This window comes from Uliginosibacterium silvisoli (assembly GCF_036017035.1).
Classification (GTDB): Bacteria; Pseudomonadota; Gammaproteobacteria; order Burkholderiales; family Rhodocyclaceae; genus Viridibacterium; species Viridibacterium silvisoli.
This window is the reverse complement of the sequence record NZ_JAYXHS010000001.1, coordinates 87855-102946: the sequence shown is the minus strand read 5'-3', so window position 1 is coordinate 102946 and position 15092 is coordinate 87855. Positions and strand designations below refer to the sequence as shown.

11 protein-coding genes are annotated in these 15092 nt (G+C 60.6%); 5 read left to right on the top strand and 6 right to left on the bottom strand.

The genetic code is table 11. From position 1 onward, the window contains the following. Window positions 1-44 precede the first annotated feature (44 nt). From VVD49_RS00455 to VVD49_RS00440, 4 genes are all read right to left on the bottom strand, one after another. Entirely contained in the window at window positions 45-1631 is a 1587-nt protein-coding gene (locus VVD49_RS00455; RefSeq protein ID WP_327597149.1) for a pectate lyase family protein, read from the bottom strand. A 195-nt stretch (window positions 1632-1826) separates the two neighbouring features. Beyond that, entirely contained in the window at window positions 1827-2288 is a 462-nt protein-coding gene (locus VVD49_RS00450; protein ID WP_327597148.1) for a DUF192 domain-containing protein, read from the bottom strand. 14 nt (window positions 2289-2302) lie between these two features. After that, the gene (locus tag VVD49_RS00445) at window positions 2303-2773 is read right to left on the bottom strand and encodes a cyanophycin metabolism-associated DUF1854 family protein (protein ID WP_327597147.1); all 471 of its coding nucleotides are present in this window, start codon (window positions 2771-2773) and stop codon (window positions 2303-2305) included. Then, window positions 2766-5078, bottom strand: coding sequence for a cyanophycin metabolism-associated ABC transporter (locus VVD49_RS00440; RefSeq protein WP_327597146.1), 2313 nt, complete (start codon window positions 5076-5078; stop codon window positions 2766-2768). The genes VVD49_RS00445 and VVD49_RS00440 overlap by 8 nt, the downstream gene beginning before the upstream one ends. 385 nt (window positions 5079-5463) lie before the next feature. On the opposite strand from VVD49_RS00440, the gene VVD49_RS00435 reads away from it, so the two are divergent. Genes VVD49_RS00435 through VVD49_RS00425 form a run of 3 tightly spaced genes read left to right on the top strand, consistent with a single transcriptional unit; the run spans window position 5464 to window position 10770 of the window. Beyond that, a complete protein-coding gene (locus VVD49_RS00435; RefSeq protein ID WP_327597145.1) occupies window positions 5464-7641 on the top strand; it encodes a cyanophycin synthetase in 2178 nt (725 codons plus the stop codon). A 52-nt stretch (window positions 7642-7693) separates the two neighbouring features. Continuing rightward, complete coding sequence (gene cphA, locus VVD49_RS00430) at window positions 7694-10267, top strand: cyanophycin synthetase (protein WP_327597144.1); 2574 nt, start codon at window positions 7694-7696, stop codon at window positions 10265-10267. Beyond that, window positions 10264-10770, top strand: coding sequence for a GNAT family N-acetyltransferase (locus VVD49_RS00425; RefSeq protein ID WP_327597143.1), 507 nt, complete (start codon window positions 10264-10266; stop codon window positions 10768-10770). Before cphA ends, VVD49_RS00425 begins: the two co-directional genes overlap by 4 nt. Here VVD49_RS00425 and VVD49_RS00420 read toward each other — a convergent pair. Continuing rightward, the gene (locus VVD49_RS00420; protein WP_327597142.1) at window positions 10746-11339 is read right to left on the bottom strand and encodes a pseudouridine synthase; all 594 of its coding nucleotides are present in this window, start codon (window positions 11337-11339) and stop codon (window positions 10746-10748) included. The two genes, VVD49_RS00425 and VVD49_RS00420, sit on opposite strands and share 25 nt — an antisense overlap. A 183-nt stretch (window positions 11340-11522) precedes the next feature. Continuing rightward, on the bottom strand, window positions 11523-11729 hold the full coding sequence (locus VVD49_RS00415; RefSeq protein WP_327597141.1) for a cold-shock protein: 207 nt from the start codon (window positions 11727-11729) through the stop codon (window positions 11523-11525). Between the two features lie 501 nt (window positions 11730-12230). Here VVD49_RS00415 and clpS point away from each other — a divergent pair. Together clpS and clpA are read left to right on the top strand one after the other, a co-directional pair. Further along, a complete protein-coding gene (gene clpS, locus VVD49_RS00410) occupies window positions 12231-12539 on the top strand; it encodes an ATP-dependent Clp protease adapter ClpS (protein ID WP_327598924.1) in 309 nt (102 codons plus the stop codon). After that, window positions 12540-14822 (top strand): ATP-dependent Clp protease ATP-binding subunit ClpA, encoded by a 2283-nt coding sequence (clpA, locus tag VVD49_RS00405; RefSeq protein ID WP_327597140.1) that lies wholly within the window; start codon window positions 12540-12542, stop codon window positions 14820-14822. The last annotated feature ends 270 nt before the right edge of the window (window positions 14823-15092 follow it).

Sequence of the window (15092 nt, the reverse complement as noted above, 5' to 3'; positions counted from 1 at the left end):
TTCCTGCGTGACCAACCCGGAGGCTGGCTACGCGGGTGAGCTTATCAGTTCTGGAAAGAGCACTTGTTCGGGTTGCCTGCAGGATCGCTGCCGAAGGCTGCCACGGTACAAGCGATGCTGCCGCCCACCGTAACCTTCTTGGTGACCCAGCTACCCTTGCGGCCGAATGCGACCCAGCCCGTGCCCTTGGTGACTGCGCAGGTTTCGCCCAGTGCTGCGCACTTGGTGAAGCCGTCTGGATAGTCACCCGTGCCGGTCAGGACTGGCGCGGAAGCGGCGCTGCTCGAAGAAGAGCTCGATGCCACGCTGCTCGACGAAGAAGACTTGCTCGATGAGCTGCTGGAAGCAACGCTGCTCGAAGAGGAGGACTTGCTTGAAGAGCTGCTCGAGGCGGCCGCACTGGACGAGCTGCTGGACGCGACGCTGGACGAAGAGCTGGAAGCTGCCGTGCTGGAGGAGCTGGACGAAGTGCTCGTGCCGCAAGCTGCTGCGGTCAGTTGCGCGCCGTTTTTGCCCACACCGGCGTACTGCGCCAGCTTGTCCTTCACGCACTGTGCCGACACGGCTTCATACGTGTAGGTCAGGGTCTTCGGGAACACGGCCGTGGTGGTCCATGCGTCGGCATTGGCGCCGCCTTCCGAGTCCGTCCAGGTGATGCCGTAGGTGGCGTTGCTGGCTGCGCTGGTGGTGTTGTTGTTACGCAGATCCCACTTGCCGCAGTTGGTCACGTCGTAACGGCAGGTGACCGGGTTGTAGGCGTTCTGGAACCAGTTCTTCTCGATCAGCGAGTAGCCGCCGGTACGCACGTTGATACCCGACTCGGTGACCTTGTCGTAGGTGTTGTTGTAGATGTGCGTCCAGCCACCACGTTGCAGCGGCAGGCGGCCATTCACGTTGTAGTACACGTTGTGGTGGTAGGTGATCTCGCGGCCACCGTCGATGTCGCTGGCGGAGGAGCCATCCAGGCCAACCTTCTTGCTGTCGTGGATGTAGTTGTACGACACGGTGATGTTGTGCGAAGCCTTCTTGATGTCGATGGCCGACTCGAAGGTCAGGTCGCCGTCAGGCGAGCCATTGCACTCGTTGTTCACCGCGAACATTTCGTTGTGATCGATCCACACGTTGGATGCGCTGTCGATGCGGAACATGTCTGCATCGTTGCTGGCGCCGCCGAGTGCACCGATCTTCATGTTCTTGACGACGACGTTGCTCGAACCGCCGTTGATCACGATACCGAAGTTGGCCGAGGAGCCGTTTGCGCCCTGGATGGTGATACCGGCCGTGTAGTTCTTCACTTCAACGTAGCGATACGCGTCGCTCCAGTGCGGCGAAGGGCAATTGCCCGAAGCGTCCTTGGTGGAACCCTTGACGACGTTGGCGATCAGCGCGTCTTCGTTACCGGTGTAGGTAATGATCAGCGGGTAGGCGCCGGTGGATACCTTGCTGCCAGCGTCGTTGTAACGCGCGTTGGCGATGATGGTGTTGATTTCCGTGTAGGTGGCGGCGGTGAAGGAGCGGGCGCCTGTGACGTTACCGCCGTCTGCTGTTGCGAAACCGCCGGTGTTGGCTGCGAATGCGCAGCCGCTAGCCATGGCAACCGCGAGGGCGGCCGCCTTCAGTTTGAAAGTCATGCTGTCTCCTGAATATCTCTTAACTACGTCACGTTGCCCGATTCGAAGCCGGTCAACACTCGCCGTCTATTTCGTACGGCAGGACGATTAATGCATGAAAGAGATCTGGAGATCAATGTGCAAAGCACAAAATCGACACAAAACGTTAAATCTGACCGTTTGTCGGCTGCTATGGCTGGAATTTATTGATTTTTGCTAGCGCGTTGCGCCGAAGCGTTCGAGACCGCCCACCTTCGTCCCTGCCTTGAAGTGCTTGTCCTTGAACCAGCCTTTGTTCATTTCGAGCGCAAAACGTGCAGGTTTTTCGGCGCAATGCGAGTTCTCGGTCTGCGGCTTCATATCCTCGATGTTGATGATTTTTCCGGTTTCATCAATGAAAGCGACGGACAGGGGGAGCAGCGTGTTTTTCATCCACATGCAGTACTGCTGCGAGGTCTCAAAGACGAAAACCATGCCGGCATTGCTGGGCATCTCTTTGCGGAACATCAGGCCGTACATGCGCAGGTCTTCGCTGGCTGCTACTTCGGCATTGACGCGGAACATGCCAATGGAAAGCTCGGTGCGCGGAAAGCTTGGCGCCGGTGCTTGTGCCGATGCTGGCAGCGCCTGCGAGAAGAACGTGGCCAGCAGGAAAGCTTTCAATGCGGTGCGGAACATGCGGGGTTTCTCCATTACAGGAAACGATCAAGGATGCGACGGCTGGTGCGGTCGAGACTGTATTGATCGCGGATCAGGAACTGCACGCCATGGCTGTCAGCGATCAGCAAGGTGCCGCCGGCGACGCGGCGGATGTCTTCCTCACCCTTGAGGATGAAGCTGAAATCGCCGCGATCGGTCTCCACGCTCCAGTTGCTCGGCGTGGCATAGGTCGAGACTTTGCGGATGCTGCGGATCTCCGGCATGAATTCGCGGGCACCGAGCTCTTCTTCGATGAGCGCACGTGACGCAGCCGACAGCGCATCGAGGCGTTCGATCCAGGCCAGTTCGCGGCCCTCCGGGCTGACCAGGGAAATACCTTCACCCGGATTGGAAATCGGGAATGCGCGCACCGGCACGACTTCGTCATGCGCCGTGCCGTCGTCGGTCACGAGGCGGAGGCGGCCGAAGGCATTGCGCGACAGGTTCAGATTCTGATTATTCATGGCTGCCTTCCGCTTCTGCATTGGCCTCATTCCTGGCTTGCGCCTGATACAGGCGGTAGTAAGCGCCTTCTGCGGCCATCAATTCCGTGTGGTTGCCGATCTCGACGATCTGGCCGCGATCCATCACTACCAGTCGGTCGGCCTTGCGCAAGGTCGACAGGCGGTGGGCGATGGCGATGGTGGTGCGGCCCTGCACCAGGTTGTCGAGCGCGCGCTGGATTTCCTTCTCGGTCTCGGTGTCGACTGACGAAGTCGCCTCGTCGAGAATCAGCAAGCGCGGGTTGATCAGCAGGGCGCGCGCAATCGAGATGCGCTGACGTTCGCCGCCCGACAGGCCCTGGCCGCGCTCGCCGACCAGCGAGTCGTAACCTTGCGGCAATCTCAATATGAATTCGTGAGCATGCGCTGCGCGTGCCGCGGCGACGATCTCGTCGCGTGTCGCCTCAGGTTTGCCGTAGGCGATGTTCTCGGCAATCGTGCCGAAGAACAGGAAGGGTTCCTGTAGCACCAGGCCGATATGCCGACGGTATTCGGCGACGGGGAGCGAGCGGATGTCGACGCCGTCGATGCGGATCGAGCCTTCGGTGACGTCATAGAAGCGGCAGATGAGGTTGACCATCGTGCTCTTGCCCGAGCCGCTGTGGCCGACCAGCCCGATCATTTCGCCCGGCTTGATGTCGAGACTGACGTTGCGCAATACCGAGCGATTGCCGTAGCGGAAACCGATATTGCTGATCGTGATCTGGCCCGTAACGGTCTCCAGATACACGGGGTTCGTCGGCTCCGGCACGCTCGAAACATGGTCGAGAATGTCGAAGATGCGCTTGGCACCTGCTGCTGCTTTCTGTGTCACCGAGACGATGCGGCTCATCGAGTCGAGGCGCCCGTAGAAGCGGCCGATGTAGGCGAGGAAAGCTGTCAGCGTACCCACCGTGATGTCGTGCTTCGACACCTGCCAGATGCCGAAAGCCCAGACGACGAGCAAGCCGATTTCCGTCAGCAGCGACACGGTGGGGCTGAACAGGGACCAGGTCTTGTTGAGGCGGTCGTTGATCTGCAGGTTATGTCGGTTGGCATCGCGGAAGCGTTTCGTCTCGCGTGCTTCCTGGGCGAAAGCCTTGACCACGCGAATGCCGGGAATGGTGTCGGCCAGCACGTTGGTGACTTCGCCCCACACGCGGTCGATCTTCTCGAAGCCGGTGCGCAGGCGGTCGCGCACGATGTGGATCATCCAGGCGATGAAGGGCAGGGGCAGCAAGGTGACCAGCGCCAGCCATGGGTTGATGCTGAACAGGATCACCGAGGTCATCACGATCATCAGCACGTCGGTGATGAAGTCGAGTGCGTGCAGCGACAGAAAGACGCTGATGCGGTCTGACTCCGAGCCGATGCGCGAGATAAGGTCGCCCGTGCGTTTGCCCCCGAAATACTCGAGCGACAGGTCGAGCAGATGTTCATAGGTGGTGGTGCGCAGGTCCGCGCTGATGCGTTCCGACACCAGCGCCAGGATGTAGGTGCGTGCCCAGCCCAGCGACCAGGCCAGCAAGGCGGAGCCGAGCAGGCCGCCGAGGCACAGCAGTACCAGCGTGGTGTCGATCTGCTGACCGTTCTGGAACGGGATCAGCACCTTGTCCATCAGCGGCATGGTGAGGTACGGCGGCACCAGCGTGGCGGCAGTGCCGGCCAGCATCAGCACGAAACCCAGCAGCAACTGACCGTTGTAGGGCTTGGCAAAGCGCCACAGGCGGAACAATGTCCAGGTCGACGGTGGGGTGTGGATTTCCTTGGCGCACACCGGGCACTCGTCATCGTCCGGTGCCAGCGGCGCGCGGCAGTGGGGGCAATGCTCGACCGTGTCGGCGCCCTCGGCGGCATCCGCAGACTTGCCCTTCAGGCGATCGATCTGCTTGGCGAACTCGCTGATAAGGCGCAGCGCTGCAAGGTTCTGTGCCAGCGTGTAACGCCAATGGGCGAGGCGGCGCGTGCCATCGAAGAGCTCCAGCGTACCGACGCCGGCATGGTCAGAATGCTGCAGCGACAGTTCGGCGGTGAGATCCCAGTGCTGCCAGTCGTCGGCGCTCTTTTCGTTGGCGGGCGCACGTGCCAGCAGCTGACGACCGGTCAGGATCACGACGCCATGGACGAAGTGCAGACGCGCATCGAGATCGGTTTCGAGCGTGGCCAGAATGCTGTCGTCGCTATGGCTCAGGCGCGCCGCAAGCGAGCTGCGCCAGGTGTGCGGCAGGCGGTTATCGGTGGAGAGATCCAGCAGGGTGTCGCGCTTCATCGGGGCCTGTGTCTTCAATACTTCTTGTTGGTAGGGTGGCGTGGGGCCATGGCCATGGCTATCAACGCGCGGCCCGTCTCAAAGTTGTCCGTGCTGTCGGGCGTTCAAGCGAACGACGCCTCGCGGAATTTTTTGCAAACCCCGCCTGTCTACAATAAGCCATTGAAAGAATGATGTTTATTGAGATTTTGGCGATTTCGCCAAGGGCGGCAGGGCCCATAGTGTGCCATCCCGTCCACCGCAAGGCGACCGCTGGGACGATAATCCCGGCTTTGGTAAACCACTGGCCCGTGAGCCGCGTTAAACCCTGCAGCGATGCGTTGCCGCTCCAGGCTGCGTCCGCCCTTCTGCGGCACAGCGCGAATGGCGGGCAGTACGCGACGCCTACCCGAACCCGCGATAGATGAACAAAAAAGACATTCAGATACTCGATGTACGTCCGCTGCGCGGCCCCAACATCTGGACTTACCGCCCGGCGCTCGAAGCGCTCATCGACATTGGCGAACTGGAAGACTTCCCTTCGAACACCTTGCCAGGCTTCTACGAACGCCTGTCGGCCTGGCTGCCGGGTCTAGTCGAACACCGCTGCAGCTATGGCGAACCTGGTGGCTTCCTGCGCCGTGTGCAGGAGGGGACCTGGCCCGGCCACATCCTCGAGCACGTGACGCTGGAGCTGCAGAACATGGCGGGCCAGCGCACGGGCTTCGGCAAGGCACGCAGCACCTCCAAGCGCGGCGTTTATAAAGTGGTCGTGCGTTCGCGTCAGGAAGAAGTGACGCGCGCCTGTCTGCTGGCTGCGCGCGATCTCGTCATGGCTGCCATCAATGACACACCGTTCGATGTGCCGGCAACGACTGCGCGTCTGGTCGACATCGCCGATTCGCTGTGCCTCGGGCCCAGCACGGGCTGCATCGTCGACGCGGCTACGGAGCGTCGCATTCCCTCCATCCGCCTTACCGCAGGCAACCTTGTGCAGCTGGGCTACGGCGCACGCCAGCGCCGCGTGTGGACAGCCGAGACGGACCGCACCAGCGCGATTGCCGAGAGCATTGCCAGCGACAAGGACCTTACCAAGAATTTGCTGGCGGCCTGTGGCGTGCCGGTGCCGGAAGGCAGCGTTGTCGAAAGCGCCGAGGCGGCCTGGGAGGCTGCTGAGGACATCGGCGTGCCGGTCGTCGTCAAACCTTCGGATGCCAATCACGGCCGTGGCGTTTCGCTCAACCTCACCAAGCGTGAAGAGATCGAAGCAGCGTTCCACATTGCAGACAAGGAAGGCAGCGAGGTCATCGTCGAGCGCTTCGTGCCGGGCGACGAACATCGCCTGCTGGTGGTCGGCAAGCGCGTCGTGGCAGCGGCTCGGGGCGAGGCAGCCTGGGTGACGGGCGATGGCCAGCACAACGTGGTCGAGCTCATCAACCTGCAGATCAATACCGACCCGCGCCGTGGTGAGACCGAAGACTTTCCGCTCAATCTCATCATTATTGAGCGTGACCCTTCCATCCTGCTCGAGCTGCAGCGCCAGGGCCTGACCGAAGCCTCGGTACCGCCTGCGGGGCAGCGCGTGCTCGTGCAGCGAAATGGCAACGTCGCCATCGATGTGACCGACAAGGTGCACCCCGAGGTGGCCGCTGCTGTGTCGCTCGCGGCGCGCATCGTCGGGCTCGACATCGCGGGCGTCGACCTCGTTGCGGAAGACATCTCGAAGCCGCTCGAAGCGCAGCGTGGCGCCATCGTCGAAGTGAATGCCGGTCCAGGCCTGCTCATGCACCTGCACCCAGCGGAGGGCTCGCCGCGCGCGGTGGGCCAACCCATCGTCGACCATCTGTTTCCCGAAGATAACAACGGCCGTATTCCCATCGTCGGCGTCACGGGGAGCGATGACACGACACGTGTGGCGCGCATCATCGCCTGGCTGCTGCACATCGACGGTCGCCATGCAGGCGTCGCTTGCCGCGACGGCCTGTTTTTCGATCAACGCCAGGTCGAGCGCAGTGATTGCGCCAACTGGCATGCCGGTCAGCGCCTGCTGATCAATCGCACCGTGCAGGCTGCCGTTTTCGAAACGCCGGCCGCGGCGATCCTGCATGAAGGCCTGCCGTACGACAGGTGCAATGTCGGCGTGGTGACTTCACTGCGTCACACCGAAGATGTCGAGCGCTATGACATCCGCGACGATGAACAGATGGCAGGCGTGCTGCGCACACAGGTCGACGTCGTGCTCGATGAAGGCGCGGCCGTGCTGAATGCCGACGATGCCGGCGTTGCCGCCATGGCGGAGCACAGCGATGGCGAAGTGATTTTCTACAGTGCCGACGACAAGCCTGATGTGATTGCCGCGCATCTGGCGAGCGATGGTCGGGCCGTCGTGTTGCGCGAAGGCGCCATCGTGCTGCTCAAGGGGCAGACGGCGCATCGTCTCGCTGCGAAGCCGATGACGCCTGCCAGTGCCACGCTCGCCGCAGTGGCCGCGGCCTGGGCGCTGGGCCTGGCGCCGGACCTGATCAACACCGGTATCGACAGTTTCGAAACCGGTTTCGGCATTGGCACTGAAGCCGCTGCGCGCAAGCGCGCACGCCGCTGAACGATCGTTTCGTGGCAAGAAAATACAACAGCATTACGACAGGAAAAGTTTGATGGAAGTCTCTCGAATTCGCGCCTTGCGTGGCCCCAATCTGTGGAGCCGTCACCTCTCTATCGAGAGTGTCGTGGTGTGCACGGAAGAAGAAACGTCTCTGGCGCGTTTGCCGGGGTTCGACGTGCGTTTGCGCGCGCTGTTCCCGCAGATCGGTGCGATTCGTCCGACCAAGCACGATGACGAGCCCTCGATGGCGCATGTACTGGAATACGCTGCGCTGGGTCTGCAGGCGCAGGCGGGTTGCCCGGTGACTTTCAGTCGTACCAATTCGACGGATGAGACGGGCGTCTATCAGGTCGTCGTCGAATACAGTGAGGAAGCCGTCGGCCGACTGGCCATGGATCTCGCGCAGGAGTTGATTCGTGCCGCAGCGGATGGCAGCAGCTTCGATCTCGATGCAGCCCTGAAGTCCTTGCGCGAACTCGACGAAGATGTCCGTCTCGGGCCATCGACGGGCGCCATCGTGCAGGCCGCCGTGTCGCGTGGCATCCCGTTCCGCCGTCTGACCTCGGGCAGCATGGTGCAGTTCGGCTGGGGCAGCAAACAGCGCCGCATCCAGGCTGCCGAGATCGACCGCACCAGTGCAATCTCGGAAACCATTGCGCAGGACAAAGAGCTCACCAAGAAATTGCTCGAAGCCGCTGGTGTGCCGGTGCCCAAGGGGCGTCCGGTCAGCGACGAGGCAGATGCCTGGAAGGCCGCCGAGGAAATCGGTTTGCCCGTGGTCGTCAAACCGCAGGACGGTAATCAGGGCAAGGGCGTGACGGTCAACATCGTCAGTCGCGAGCATATGGCTATCGCATACAAGGCGGCGGCCGAGATCAGCGATGAAGTCCTCGTCGAACGTTTCCTGCCGGGCGCCGATTTCCGCATGTTGGTCGTGGGTAGTCGCCTGATTGCGGCTGCGCGCCGCGAGCCGCCCTTGGTGGTCGGCGACGGCGTACACACCGTGCGCGAACTCGTCGATGCGGTGAATCGCGACCCGCGTCGTGGAGATGGTCACGCCACTTCGCTGACGAAAATCCGTTTTGACGATATCGCGGTGGCGCGCCTGGAGATACAGGATCTCAAGCCGGATTCCGTGCCGCCCAAGGGCATGCGCGTGATCCTGCGTAACAACGCCAATCTGTCGACAGGTGGGACTGCCACCGACGTGACCGACGACGTGCACCCGGATCTCGCCGCGCGTGCCGTGGCAGCTGCGCATATGGTCGGGCTGGATGTATGTGGTGTGGACGTGGTGTGTGAATCAGTGCTGCGCCCGCTCGAAGAGCAGTCTGGTGGCATCGTCGAAGTGAATGCTGCGCCAGGTTTGCGCATGCACCTCTCGCCGTCCTTCGGCAAAGGCCGCGATGTGGGTTCGGCCATCATCAGCGAGGTCTATGCAGCCGGTGATGACGGCCGCATCCCGGTGATTGCCGTGACTGGCACCAATGGCAAGACGACGACCGTGCGCCTTGCGGCGCACATCCTCGGCAAGAGCGGCTTGCGTGTCGGCATGACCAATACCGATGGCGTCTACATCCAGGGCAAGCGCGTTGATACGGGCGATTGCAGCGGCCCGCGCAGCGCGCGCAATGTGCTGATGCACCCCGATGTCGATGCAGCCGTGTTCGAAACAGCACGTGGCGGCATGCTGCGCGAGGGCCTCGCTTTCGATCGCTGCAAGGTGGCGGTGGTGACCAATGTCGGCCTCGGCGATCACCTGGGCCTCAACTACATCACCACGGTTGAAGATCTGGCCGTGCTCAAGCGCGTCATCGTGAACAACGTATCGACCGACGGCTACGCCGTGCTCAACGCCGCCGACCCCATCGTCGCCGGCATGGCTGCCAGTTGTCCCGGCCAGGTCATCTATTTCGCCGCCGATCACCATCACCCGATCATCGTCACGCATCGTGCACAGGGCAAGCGCGTGGTCTTCGTCGAGAACGGGCATGTGGTCGCTGCGGAAGGTCATTTCAATGTGCGCATTCCGCTCGCGCAGGTGCCGCTCACGCGCAATGGCACGATCGGCTTCCAGGTCGAGAACGTGATGGCATCCGTGGCCGCAGCGTGGGGCGCTGGCATCGACTGGAACGCAATTGCCGAGGGGCTGGCAACCTTCGTCAGCGACAGCGACAACGCACCGGGCCGCTTCAACGTCTTCGACTATCGTGGCGCGACCGTCATCGCCGACTATGGCCACAATCCGGACGCGATTGCGGCCCTCGTCAAGGCCGTCGAAGCGATGCCGGCCAAGCGCCGCTCGGTCGTCATCAGCGGTGCAGGCGACCGCCGTGACGAAGACATCCGCCAGCAGACCGAAATTCTCGGCGATGCCTTCGATGACGTGATCCTCTATCAGGACGCCTGCCAGCGCGGCCGTGCCGATGGCGAAGTCGTCGCGCTGCTGCGCCAGGGCCTCGAAGGCGCGACCAGAACCAGCCAGGTGAAAGAGATCCAGGGCGAGTTCGTGGCGATCGATACCGCTCTCGAACTGCTCAAAGAAGGCGATCTGAGCCTGATCCTGATCGACCAGATCGACGAAGCCTTGGCGCACATTGCCAAGCGTGTGGCTGAGGCTGGTTGAGCGCTCCGCACATCGACGGACCGGCGGCGGATAGCGCAGTTGCCTATGAGGCAATCCTGCGCAGTCTGCCTCGCTGGTTCGGTGTGGAATCTGCCCTGCAAGGCTACGTGTGCGATACCGCACATTTGCCGACGTTCAACCTCAGGCACGACGCAAAGCTGATCGGTTTCGTTTCCATGCGTCAGCATTTCCCGCGGTCTTGGGAGATTCACTGCGTCGCAATACATGGCGATCATCGCAGCAAGGGCTACGGAGCTGCCTTGCTTCGACACGCAGAGGCATGGGCGGTGAAGCAGGGCGCCCGACTGCTCCAGGTCAAGACGCTTGCTCCCTCGCATCCCTCTGTCGAGTACCAGCAAACGCGCAGCTTCTACGAGCGGATGGGCTTCGTGCCTCTCGAGGTGTTTCCGGAGCTATGGGCGCCCGAACATCCGTGCTTGCAGATGATCAAGGTCCTGGGGGACACAAGCGACTTGCCTCAATTGTCCGGATCTTCTCTGTAGCGCCAGCTGCGCTTGACCTCGGGTGGAGGTAGGCCATCGCGCCATTCCCCCGGCGCGATGTCACCGAGCTGCCATGATCCGATTGCAACGCGAATCAGCCGCAAGGTGGGCAGGCCGACGGCCGCCGTCATGCGCCGTACCTGCCGGTTGCGCCCTTCGGTAATCACGATCTCCAGCCATGCTGTCGGCACGCTCTTGCGGAAGCGTACCGGCGGCGTGCGCTCCCAAAGCCACGCGGGCTCGTCGATGAGTCTTGCCTGGCACGGGCGGGTGGCGCCGTCCTTGAGCGTCACGCCACCGCGTAGCTGCGCCAGAGCGTCTTCTGCGGGCTCTCCTTCGACCTGCACGATGTAGGTCTTCGGCTGCTTGTGGCGTGGATCGGCGAGCTCGTTCTGCATGCGCCCATCGTCGGTCAACAGCAGAAGGCCCTCGCTATCCGCATCAAGGCGCCCGGCGGCATACACATGCGGCACTTTGACGAGGTCTGCGAGCGTGCGTTGCCCTTCTTCGCCAGTGAACTGGCTCAGCACGCCGAAGGGTTTGTTCAACAGGATCACGCGTGTTGCCATCTCTACCGTTTGTCCTGCATCAAGAATCCGGCGTCGCGCTCTTGAAGCTGCGCAGACTGCCCGTATCTGTGAATTGTTGCTTCGCTACTGTCGAAATCGCGCAGCGTAGCCAGAATGAAAAAGGCCCGCACTAGGCGGGCCTTACAGTGTGCCACCGACAGCTCGCGCTGTCGCCGGCCAGACTTACGAGGCGCGCTGGATGTTCGAAGCCTGTTTGCCCTTGGGGCCCTGCAGTACATCGAAAGAGACTTTTTCGCCCTCTTTCAGTGACTTGAAGCCATTCATTGTTATGGCGGAGAAGTGTGCGAACAAATCCTCACTGCCATCGTCCGGCGTAATAAAGCCAAAGCCTTTTGCGTCGTTAAACCACTTAACTGTTCCGATTGCCATCTTGTCTTCCTCTGACTCTTCTTGATGTCCTGGTTACAAACTGGGCGTCCTGTAAAAGCGCCTCTTGGGAAATCCTGGCTGACTACACCAGTGCGCCCCAATTGCGTGCCTCAAGGCCGCCGTTCGGGCACAGCGCGCTTTTACGCCATGCACAGGATGCCGTCAAGAGTCGGGAATTTTCCGCAAATGGCGCGTCGCACAAGGAATTATTAAATTTGAAATTGGTCTGATACCCAGTCGGCACATGAGTTGCTAGTTTGCTCTTGTGAGGTGCGTGGCGGGCCTTGTAGCTGCTGGTTTTTGAGCATGCTGATGCACTTCGGCGTTGCTTTTGCGGCGATGAGCGGAGCGTTGTGCACCGCAAGCCAAGTGAGCGTAGGATTTTTTTCGTTGGGCGTGTGCACAACTAGGCGTGCACATGGGACGCGACAGGAATTGAATGGGTTTTTGGCCGGGAAACTTGGCCTTGAAGTCTGGTTCGAAGCGATTAGAATGGGTCGCATGCCAACTCGCAAGCAATCGAATTCGATACTGGAAGCGGAACGCACGAAATTGCAACCGCCCCGTCTTTTCAAGGTGATGTTGTTGAACGACGACTTCACGCCGATGGATTTTGTGGTCACTGTTTTACAGCGTTTTTTCGCGATGGACCGGGAGCAGGCAACACGCGTCATGCTCGACGTGCATCGCAACGGACAAGGCGTTTGTGGCGTGTTTCCACGTGATGTAGCAGCAACGAAGGTTGAGCAGGTCAGCAGTTTTGCAAGGCAGCATCAACATCCTTTGGCCTGTGTGATGGAGGAAGATTAAATGATTGCGCAAGAGCTGGAAGTCAGTCTCCACATGGCCTTTGTCGAAGCACGGCAGAAGCGGCACGAGTTCATTACGGTCGAACACCTGCTGCTGGCTTTGCTCGACAATCCTTCCGCAGCCGAAGTGCTGCGTGCATGCGCGGTCAACATCGACGAGCTGCGCCGCGAGCTCAACAATTTCATTACTGAACACACGCCGACCGTTTCCGGTTCGGACGAAATCGACACGCAACCGACGCTGGGTTTCCAGCGCGTCATCCAGCGCGCGATTCTCCACGTGCAATCTTCCGGCAAGAAGGAAGTGACCGGCGCCAACGTGCTCGTCGCGATCTTCGGCGAGAAAGACTCGCACGCCGTCTATTTCTTGCAGCGCCAGGGCGTTACACGACTCGACGTCGTGAACTTCATTTCGCATGGCATCGCCAAGGCACCAACGCAAAGCCATCCTTCCCAAACACCGGGCAAGTCCGGTGAAGAGCCGGGCGAGGGCAGTGAAGGCGAAGCCGCTGGCGCAGGCGGCGCGCTCGAGAGCTACACGCAGAATCTCAACCAGCAAGCTCTGGTCGGCAAGATCGATCCTTTGATCGGTCGCGACAAGGAGCTGGAGCGCGTCATCCAGACCTTGTGCCGTCGTCGCAAGAACAATCCGCTGCTCGTCGGCGAAGCCGGCGTGGGCAAGACGGCGATTGCCGAAGGCCTTGCACGCCGCATTATCGAAGGCCGCGTGCCGGAAGTGCTCGAGAACGCACAGGTCTATTCTCTTGACATGGGCGCGCTGCTGGCCGGCACGAAATATCGTGGCGACTTCGAGCAACGCCTGAAAGCAGTGCTCAAGCAACTCGTTGAGAACCAGAACGCGATTCTGTTCATCGATGAAATCCACACTCTGATTGGTGCGGGTGCAGCTTCGGGCGGCACGCTCGACGCAAGCAATCTGCTCAAGCCAGCACTGTCCTCTGGCCAGCTGAAATGCATCGGCGCAACGACCTACAACGAGTACCGCTCGATCTTCGAAAAGGACCATGCGCTGTCACGCCGCTTCCAGAAGGTGGAAGTGAACGAGCCGACCGTGCCTGAGACTATCGAAATCCTGAAGGGTCTCAAGTCGCGCTTCGAAGAGCATCACGGCATCAAGTATTCGACGGCTGCAATCACCAGTGCGGCCGAGCTGTCAGCGCGCTTCATCAATGATCGTCATCTGCCGGACAAGGCCATCGACGTGATCGACGAAGCCGGTGCTGCACAACGCATCTTGCCGAAGTCGCGTCAGAAGAAGACCATCGGCAAGAACGAGATCGAGGACATCGTAGCCAAGATCGCGCGCATCCCACCGCGCTCGGTTTCCAACGATGACCGCACCGCGTTGGCAACGTTGGATCGCGATCTGAAGAACATGGTCTTCGGCCAGGATCCGGCTATCGACGCGCTCGCCAAGGCGATCAAGATGTCGCGCTCGGGTCTGGGCAATCCGCTCAAGCCGATCGGCGCCTTCCTGTTCAGCGGCCCGACCGGTGTCGGCAAAACTGAAGTCGCGCGTCAGCTGGCTTATACGCTGGGTATCGAGCTCGTCCGTTTCGACATGTCCGAATACATGGAGCGTCATGCGGTCAGCCGTCTGATCGGCGCGCCGCCGGGCTACGTCGGTTTCGACCAAGGTGGTCTGCTGACCGAGGCGGTCAACAAGAAGCCGCATTGCGTGCTGCTGCTCGACGAAATCGAGAAAGCGCATCCGGACATCTACAACATCCTGTTGCAGGTGATGGATCACGGCAAGCTGACGGACAACAATGGTCGTCAGGCTGATTTCCGCAACGTCATCATCATCATGACGACGAATGCGGGTCAGGAAGCGCTGCAGAAATCGACCATGGGCTTTACGTCGAACAAGGCGCTGGGCGACGAGATGGCCGAGATCAAGCGTTTGTTCACGCCGGAGTTCCGCAATCGTCTGGATGCGACGATCTCCTTCCGCGCACTGGATCGCGAAATCATCATGCGGGTGGTCGACAAGTTCCTGCTGCAACTGGAAGCACAGTTGCAGGAGAAGAAGGTCGAAGCCACCTTCACCGATGGTCTGCGCGCCTGGTTGTGCGAGAAGGGCTTCGATCCGCTCATGGGAGCGCGTCCGATGGCGCGTCTCATCCAGGACACCATTCGCTCTGCACTGGCGGACGAGCTCTTGTTCGGACGTCTGGCAAGCGGCGGGCGAGTCACGATCGATGTGGACGAGGCAGGCAAGGTCGGGCTGCACTTCGACGAACTGGAAGAGGCACACGCCTGATTGCTGCAGTTTCAGCGCATCAGTTTTTGATAGAGATGGCCCGGGGAACCGGGCCAATTTTTTTACCTGATGAAAACCCTATATTGCTGCGCCGCGATCGAAAAACGTCTAAAAGGAATTTCAGAGGCCGTTTTTTGATTTCACAATATAAAAATACGTTTGCAAGTTATTGTTATTTATTGATAAAAAAATTATCCGTCTCGCGCTTGCAAAAATGCTGCTACGCAATAGCGTGCCTATACTGGTTTGTCGGTTTTCTGTCTTGCGAAT

Excerpts from the sequence above, each read along its gene's own strand:
- VVD49_RS00445 (WP_327597147.1), bottom strand. The coding sequence starts at position 2,773 with ATGAATAATCAGAATCTGAACCTGTCGCGCAATGCCTTCGGCCGCCTC.
- VVD49_RS00415 (WP_327597141.1), bottom strand. The coding sequence starts at position 11,729 with ATGGCAATCGGAACAGTTAAGTGGTTTAACGACGCAAAAGGCTTTGGC.
- VVD49_RS00455 (WP_327597149.1), bottom strand. The coding sequence starts at position 1,631 with ATGACTTTCAAACTGAAGGCGGCCGCCCTCGCGGTTGCCATGGCTAGC.
- clpS (WP_327598924.1), top strand. The coding sequence starts at position 12,231 with ATGCCAACTCGCAAGCAATCGAATTCGATACTGGAAGCGGAACGCACG.
- clpA (WP_327597140.1), top strand. The coding sequence starts at position 12,540 with ATGATTGCGCAAGAGCTGGAAGTCAGTCTCCACATGGCCTTTGTCGAA.
- VVD49_RS00450 (WP_327597148.1), bottom strand. The coding sequence starts at position 2,288 with ATGTTCCGCACCGCATTGAAAGCTTTCCTGCTGGCCACGTTCTTCTCG.
- VVD49_RS00420 (WP_327597142.1), bottom strand. The coding sequence starts at position 11,339 with ATGGCAACACGCGTGATCCTGTTGAACAAACCCTTCGGCGTGCTGAGC.
- VVD49_RS00435 (WP_327597145.1), top strand. The coding sequence starts at position 5,464 with ATGAACAAAAAAGACATTCAGATACTCGATGTACGTCCGCTGCGCGGC.
- cphA (WP_327597144.1), top strand. The coding sequence starts at position 7,694 with ATGGAAGTCTCTCGAATTCGCGCCTTGCGTGGCCCCAATCTGTGGAGC.